Origin of the sequence: uncultured Jannaschia sp. (genome assembly GCF_947494025.1) — a bacterium.
Classification (GTDB): domain Bacteria; phylum Pseudomonadota; class Alphaproteobacteria; order Rhodobacterales; family Rhodobacteraceae; genus Jannaschia.
Genome location: NZ_CANLTQ010000055.1, coordinates 1 through 6984, shown reverse-complemented (window position 1 = coordinate 6984; position 6984 = coordinate 1). Strand labels below are relative to the sequence as shown.

At 51.5% G+C, this 6984-nt stretch carries 6 protein-coding genes and 1 pseudogene; 3 read left to right on the top strand and 4 right to left on the bottom strand.

All coding sequences use genetic code 11. The annotated features are described in order from the left end of the window. The first annotated feature begins 663 nt into the window (after positions 1 to 663). Both Q1B08_RS20440 and Q1B08_RS20435 read left to right on the top strand, forming a co-directional pair. A complete protein-coding gene (locus tag Q1B08_RS20440) occupies positions 664 to 945 on the top strand; it encodes a hypothetical protein (RefSeq protein WP_299822966.1) in 282 nt (93 codons plus the stop codon). A 45-nt stretch (positions 946 to 990) separates the two neighbouring features. After that, on the top strand, positions 991 to 2277 hold the full coding sequence (locus tag Q1B08_RS20435; protein WP_299822964.1) for a hypothetical protein: 1287 nt from the start codon (positions 991 to 993) through the stop codon (positions 2275 to 2277). Positions 2278 to 2310: 33 nt separating this feature from the next. Here Q1B08_RS20435 and Q1B08_RS20430 read toward each other — a convergent pair. Continuing rightward, positions 2311 to 2464 (bottom strand): annotated as a pseudogene (locus Q1B08_RS20430) (transposase domain-containing protein); the annotation flags it as partial. Positions 2465 to 2595: 131 nt separating this feature from the next. Between Q1B08_RS20430 and Q1B08_RS20425 the strand changes: the two are divergent. Beyond that, positions 2596 to 3554, top strand: a protein-coding gene (locus Q1B08_RS20425; protein ID WP_299822962.1) for an IS630 family transposase whose coding sequence is annotated in 2 segments (ribosomal slippage) — positions 2596 to 2937 and positions 2940 to 3554 — 957 coding nt in all. Because the reading frame shifts where the segments join, the coding sequence is not laid out codon by codon here. A gap of 12 nt (positions 3555 to 3566) precedes the next feature. On the opposite strand, the gene Q1B08_RS20420 is transcribed toward Q1B08_RS20425, so the two are convergent. From Q1B08_RS20420 to Q1B08_RS22195, 3 genes are all read right to left on the bottom strand, one after another. Further along, positions 3567 to 4139 carry a hypothetical protein gene (locus Q1B08_RS20420; RefSeq protein ID WP_299822960.1) on the bottom strand — a complete coding sequence of 191 codons (573 nt, stop codon included), beginning with the start codon at positions 4137 to 4139 and terminating at the stop codon, positions 3567 to 3569. 150 nt (positions 4140 to 4289) lie between these two features. Beyond that, positions 4290 to 4754 (bottom strand): Kazal-type serine protease inhibitor domain-containing protein, encoded by a 465-nt coding sequence (locus tag Q1B08_RS22200; RefSeq protein ID WP_366140080.1) that lies wholly within the window; start codon positions 4752 to 4754, stop codon positions 4290 to 4292. 1226 nt (positions 4755 to 5980) lie between these two features. Continuing rightward, positions 5981 to 6463, bottom strand: coding sequence for a lysozyme inhibitor LprI family protein (locus tag Q1B08_RS22195; protein ID WP_366140079.1), 483 nt, complete (start codon positions 6461 to 6463; stop codon positions 5981 to 5983). Positions 6464 to 6984 lie beyond the last annotated feature (521 nt).

Here is a 6984-nt window from a genome sequence, read left to right as displayed (position 1 = left end):
TCGTCGCAACCGCCAGAAAGCTGCTCTGCACCCTCAACGCCATGCTCGCAGCAGGAACAGACTACACCCAGCAGACATCTGGCTAAGTACAGTTGCCGGCAAACGCGGGACGGTTCAGTCCTGAGTCTAACTTCTATCCTATTATTACTGAAGGCTATCTTGCCCTCCGCTGATACTACTAGTTTCCGTTGAGTAAGCGGCAGTAAAATGCTATTATAGGTTCTCTAGATGTGTATGGAATCGGTAGCATGCTCAGCGTAATCAGAGCTATTACAATCTACTATATGTGTATCTTATGTTAAGACAATGTGATGTATGAGTATGAGTTCAGTTCCAAGAGAATAGGACCCGCCTTAGAAACTGCGAGGCGCCGACATGAATCTCGGCAATTCGAAAGATTTTCAGAAGACGCGGAAGTTTTTAAGAATAATGGAGATATGCTGGTACTGGCAGAATGTATCTCCGTATCCGCCAAGCATCAAGTCTAACTCAATATTTAGAAGATGTTGAGTTAGACTGTATCACGAAAAACAACCTAATAGCAATCCATCACTAAATGAGTAAAAATAAATTACTTGGCTGCACTAGAGCGCAATTCTTTATAGGTGTGTAATGCCTTCACGTGAGAGTATCTGGACAATTCGCCAAGACGTAGCTGTTGCGATGGCCCGTACCATTATAGATAAAACACCATTCACGCAGAATAATTACACAGAAGATATTGTTCCGAGTAGCGAACCTATGGCTGGCTTCGGTGCAAGATTGCCATTTTGGAGTTATATTCTTGGCATAGTCGAGCATAGACTTGAATCAGTGAATGGCTTATATATAGGATTTGACGTAACTGACGATTTTGTTATTCGAACGCTTTCGATGCCGATAAGGGAAACTAATAATAATATTACTAAATCTATTATTAATCGTTATCAAGTTAGTGGGGTGTAAAAAGTGGTGCATCTTAAGGGGGCGATAGAACGTTCTAAGACATCCATGGCTTTTGCCACAATATATATATGCTATATTTCGAGTCCTTTAGAGGCAGCAGTTCTAACTGTAGAGAATAAGTCATTGCTTTGCGAGAAAGTTGGCGACGCAAGTTATGTAAAGGCAGAAACTTTTTATTCTTTTATTCTAGCAGAAGCGCGTATCCCGCAAGCTTTAGTCTCAAATCGAGATACAGGGCTAGAGAAGGCGGTATTAGATCCCAACTTTCCGCCAAACGATGTTGCGCCTAGATCGGAATTTATACTTCGAAAGATGCGCGAAAGTAAATTAGGAATAATTCAGCAAGCCGCAGGTGATCTTGCTGTCACAGCATCTGTTAGGAATCATTATAAAGAGGTAAGCGCTGAGAACCTGCCCGCTGAATTCCATATTCAACGTTCAGACTCGGTAGTACCAATCTCTATTTTGTGCCTTGCTGTTCCAGCTCAAGCGACTTTATCGCAGCCTAATAAGTTAGCGAGTAGGTTTGTGCTTAGAAAGAATATTGAAGATCTTGCGAGTGCTACAGCTCGTCCTTCCGATGAGACGCCTGGGGAACGCGCCGAAACACTGAAAACAGCAAGCTTAGCGACGCTGTCGTTTGTAAGTGACAACGAAAATGACGCCACATCCGTTGCACTTGAAGCCGCTGTGGGTTATCGCATCGGAAGATACACGCCGTTTCTGAAATTCGAGTTCTTGAACGTTGAGGCAGATGCTGAGGATAAGGCAATTGTTTCTCCTGGCCTGCTTTATGACAACTTAAGTTATGATGTTTTTTCATGGGCAAGTATTCGTACTCTGTTACAAGCCTACGGTGTCTTTGATATAGAGAACGATGCCGAGCGAGTTGCCTTGAGGGCCTCAATAGAACCTGGCTTCACTCTCGGAAGTAATCTTTCTTTTGGAGCATACAGCGCTCCATTTGGTGGTCTTGTTTGGATACGCCCATCTGTAATCGCTTTTGCCGAAGCATCACATACGACTGATTCAGGAGAAAACTTAGAATTTTCTGATCGCGGCGATTTCTTAGGTCTTGGCGGGCGTATAGGATTAGACGCTCGTCTTCCCGAGGTAAACTTTGCGAAAGGTATCTTTTTCAGATCAGAGTACAGCTTCATACAGCCTGTATCTAAGAGCGATGACCCCCTAGAATACTTTGAGACGTCCATCACTTGGACCCCGGAAGATGCACGTCACTTTGGAATTTCCCTTGGATATAAACACGGAGAAAATAAACTGACGTTCCAGGATGAAGAACTTCTTACGTTAAGTTTTGGAGCTCGTTTCTGAGATATATAGTAAGCGCCCAATTGGCACCGCGGCTTAGGCGGCACGATCCTGCGTTGCGGGCGGGGTCCAGTTCCACGGCAGCAGGTCGTCGAGCCGATTGACCTTGTGATCGTGAATGCGGTCGAGGAGGTCGGCGAGGTAGGCCTGCGGATCGAGGCCGTTCCATCTTGGCGCTCTCGATCAGCGTCATGGCGCGGGCGAGGGTCTCGCCGCCGGTGACCGTGGTCAGCAGCCAGCTAAAGCGCCGGACGCTTTCGTAGCCTCGGGGCTATGCAGTTCTGCTTTGGCATGATTCACCCTTTGTGGGAGGATCTTGCCATGCCTGCACCATTATCGACGGACGTCCGGCGCCGGTTCGCCCGGCTGATCGGGGAGGGGATGAGCGGGCGTGCCGCGGCGGATCGGCTGATGATCTCAGCCTCCGCTGGCATCCGCTCGGCGCGCAAGGTCAAGGCAGAAGAAGCGATTGCTCCCGCTCAGGGAGGACGTCCGCCAGGGGTCGGCAAGCTCGGCCCTCACCGCGGCTTGCTGCGCGAGATGGTCGAAGCCAACGAGGACATCACGATGCCCGAACTGGCTCGGGCGCTTGAGGATGCGAGCGGGGTGCAGGTTGCGCCCGCCTCGCTCAGCCGCGCCCTGCGCCGCTGGGGGTTCAGGTTCAAAAAAAGTCGCTGATTGCCACCGAGACCCGGCGTCCTGCGATCCGCCAGGCCCGGCGGGACTGGGTTCGGCACAGGCTGCCGCGGATGCGCGCGGAGCCGCACCGGCTCGTGTTCGTCGACGAGACCAGCGTGAAAACCAACATGACACGGCTCAGGGGCCGGGCGCCGGTCGGGCAGCGGCTGCGCATGGATGCTCCCTTCGGCCGCTGGCGGACCCAGACCTTCGTTGCCGGGCTGACCTCGGATGCCCTGATCTCGCCCTGGGTGATCGAGGGCGCGATGGACGGTCCCGCCTTCACCACTTGGGTCGAGACCCAACTCGTTCCCGAACTGAACCCCGGCACGGTCGTGGTCCTCGACAACCTCTCCACCCACAAGGTGCCCGCTGCGGCGGACGCCCTGCGCCGGGCAGGCTGCTGGTTCCTGTTCCTCCCGGCTTACTCTCCAGACCTCAATCCTATCGAGATGGCCTTCGCCAAGTTGAAGGCCCATCTCCGCCGGATCGGAGCGCGAACTTTCGATGACCTCATCACCGCTCTCGGCTCTATCTGCGACCTCTTCGACGCGGATGAGTGCCAAAACTATCTCCGTCATGCAGGCTATGCGCCTACGTAAAGGTCCGACGCTTTAGGCGTAAAGTGGCCAAGGTATTTCACCGCTAGCTAATTCGAAATCTGCCTCGGCGCAATTATCCGATAGCCACTTATCGCATTCCGCCCGTGAGGCAGGCCCATATGCTCTATAGTAGATTCCTAAAACAGCGCTATTCACATGGCCGATAATGCATCCTTTATAGGTTCCGGAATGTTTAGGAAGCTGCGCATAGACAATGTACATATCATTGATTAACCTTTTTATCCCTTCTGCTGCTGAAGAGACTTTGATGTCGCCATCGCGTTCAATCGGTACTTCGACCTGCCCAGTCGCATCGTATAAGATCACCTTCTGTCCGTCTGTGACCTCGTCCATTGCAAACTGCTGAGTAATATAAAACGGCTTTACGGCCGCAAGACAGACATCTTGCGTATAGAATATCATATCCCACATAGGCGGAAGCACCCGCTCCGGCCTTTTCTCTAAGGATGCCGAATAGTTTAAGCACGGCAAAAGACCCGACGTCGTGATCTCTACTAGCGAACTACGCTGCACCCATCTCGCAGAATATTGTCCAACACCGTATACCTTGTTTACTTCCGACATTACTCTCTCCCTTCATCTTATGATGCCAATAAGCCGCCAGGGTACTTCGTAGATAAAGCGCGTTACACCAAGAATTGCAGCAACGCGAAACTCGAAGACCGCCTGATCTGACGTCTGGTGCGCCGTGGTTCCTAAGCAGACCATAATTCTCTATCGAGAAACTGCGCAGCTATCTCCTGTTCTCGCAACGATGTTCATAGCACCGTCCGTCTCCGCGGCGCACGGGTTCGGATACTCCTGAATATCCCCATCCTTTTCTGCGCAAACGATGACTTGAGGACTCGCCCCGTCCTGGCAATTCAGTATCTGAACTGCAGTTTCGGAAGAAGAGTTCATACAGAATGCAGCTGTAGCAACGTTGACCCCAGCGGCAGCCGCCACGCATGAGTTAGAATAGATCGCCCCGTCACATCCACATACTGGTAAAAATTGCGCTTTGCAAAAATCCGGCGTGACTAAGCACTGACCAGCTTGGTCACCCTCACCGCACGTCGCCGTCGCAGAGTAGTCACAGTACTGGCCCTCAGAACATTCCAGACCAGCAATACCGCCACATGAGGCTGCCTGCGTTTGTCCAAGATTTGCGACGCTAATACAGGACAATCCGACTAACATTCCGATCCACTGGAATCTTATAATCCGTGTTTCCTTTCGTTCATCTAGGCTTGCCGTATCGCACGACCCGACGTCAATGGTCACAATATATCACCCCAGGCCCAGCTTGGTCGTGTCGTGGCTGTCATTCTGTTTTATAATTACTTACGCCCTTTCTAGATAGCTCGAACGATCTATATTAAAGCGGTAACAAGGAACTTTGTAGGATCACCTCGATTAGCAAGATACCAGTTACCCAACCCGACAACCCCCTTAATGCGACGTCACTCCTTGTTGGAGTCTACAATGCGTTGGTTCACTGCATCACGCAGCTCAGCGTCGAGTGTATCGGACCATCCTCCCCATATATCGAAAGGGCAACAGTTCGCCATGAATGGGATAACGTTGCAACAGTGTAGTAAGGATCGACATCAGGTTCACCAATCCGTTCCACCGTTCCGGCGTATACTGTAAGGCGCTCGGCATCGGTTGACATGAAGTCTAGATGCGCTGAGCGAGCCGCCGAACAGCCATCATGCATGCAAAGTTCCAACCCACCGTTGTCTTGGTCAAGTCGTAGTGATAAGTCCTCGCAGGCTTCTGCTGCCATCGGCGAGCACGCGTCTGCGCCGCACACTACGCTGATTTGACATGAGCACACTATCGGATGGTTGTCTTGTCCGAGAAGAGCGCTCGGAGGAAGGCTAGCCGCCGCGACTACGAAGAACATGAACTTGGTCATCCGATTCTGCCTCCTGCGGTTATTGTACTCGCCTAACACACGTTTGAACGATCGGTCCCTTTGCAAACGCTCTAAGCTCCGAGATTATGTGGCGTGTCGAGTTTAGATGCCACGTTGCCGGAAGCTCGATCGACAGTGACAGCAAGAACACGATCAACGAACTGCTCTCCATCAAAGACGCGTACCGGTACTAGAACCGATAGTCCCTGATCAGGGTCATATTTGCTTGTCGCCGCGAGCAGTTCCACATCGCTAAAACCAACGCCCTCCGATAATGATATTATCGTGCAGTGAAAGGTTGGCTCTGAAGGGCTCCGAAACGAAACGAGAAGATGTGACGCTCCGGCTGCAGGTTCACCAAAAGTATTTAGGTGAAGGAACCGTATGTCGCCGTTAGCATATGTCCGGGTGTTCTCATTAACTGGAAATACCAGATATTGCGCACTCGCTTCTGGAATAGTGCAGTCACGCTGGACAACGGGCTCTGCCATGCATGCTCCAATGGCTAGATAGGAAACTCGTCGAATAGGTGGTCGGCTTTGTCACGCGTCAACGTGCATTCGCAATCTAGGAGCAGCAACCCACCTATAGTACCACCTTCGGCAGTCGAAAACTTATAGTCACAGTAACTGTCTCGGTACTCAATCCATTCGCGTTGAGATGCGCGAAGTCTGGTTACAATGACGGAGGGATTCTCGTAATTATCGGGAATGCTGGCAAGTAAATCTCTGTAGAGATCGTTCAGGCGCGTGTCCTCCCGGTCCCTCAGCTCTCCGATGCATTGCTTGAGTTCTAGTTGTGATGATGTATTGTCGCACTCGTCATTAAGATCGCATACTTTAAGTGGTACATCTTGGGCGTAAGTGACCGACTGGGCTGTAAAGACGATGAATGTTGTAGCGATAATAAGGCGTGTTGCGCCGCCGCATGTCCGGATTAAATGTTTCCGCAGGCAGTTCGATGAGCGCTTGGTCGAATTATGTATCATCGATTTTTTCCCTAACTCTCGTCACAGGAAGGAACGCTGCAGCGAGCGCAAGATGCCCTCCTAAAAGCGACGGATGCTGCTGCGGACAGGGGCAAGCTGAGTCCTCACAGTGCTGCTTTGCACTATTTACTGTAGCAGACTTCAGCCCGTTGTCACGCTTACGAACCGTTTGGCACCAACGGAGAGGGCGGGTGCTGGAGTTTCCGAGGTTTTGGGAGGTTTGTAATCCTGCGCTCGGAAGCCGCCATCCACCTGCGAAACGCAGACTTCGGTTCGGTTCTGTCAACAACGTACCCTTGAACGTACCCTTGGCTTTCATCGCGAAGGTCCGCAGTGCGCAGAAACCGAACGCCGTCACTGTCCCAGCGAACGGCATCTCCGTCCGCATTGCGTAAGTTCGAGCGCGGCGCAGCGAACGGCCACATACTCTAGATCGGCCGCTCACAGAGGTGGTTCGGGAAAACTGAACAGCCGGGATAAGTGGATTTTCCGCGCCACGGCGGCATGATTGTCGCGAGCGA

What these genes read in the sequence shown, in the direction of transcription:
- Q1B08_RS20435 (WP_299822964.1), top strand. Translation starts at nt 991, where the DNA reads ATGGCTTTTGCCACAATATATATATGCTATATTTCGAGTCCTTTAGAG.
- Q1B08_RS22195 (WP_366140079.1), bottom strand. Translation starts at nt 6,463, where the DNA reads ATGATACATAATTCGACCAAGCGCTCATCGAACTGCCTGCGGAAACAT.
- Q1B08_RS20420 (WP_299822960.1), bottom strand. Translation starts at nt 4,139, where the DNA reads ATGTCGGAAGTAAACAAGGTATACGGTGTTGGACAATATTCTGCGAGA.
- Q1B08_RS22200 (WP_366140080.1), bottom strand. Translation starts at nt 4,754, where the DNA reads ATGTTAGTCGGATTGTCCTGTATTAGCGTCGCAAATCTTGGACAAACG.
- Q1B08_RS20440 (WP_299822966.1), top strand. Translation starts at nt 664, where the DNA reads ATGGCCCGTACCATTATAGATAAAACACCATTCACGCAGAATAATTAC.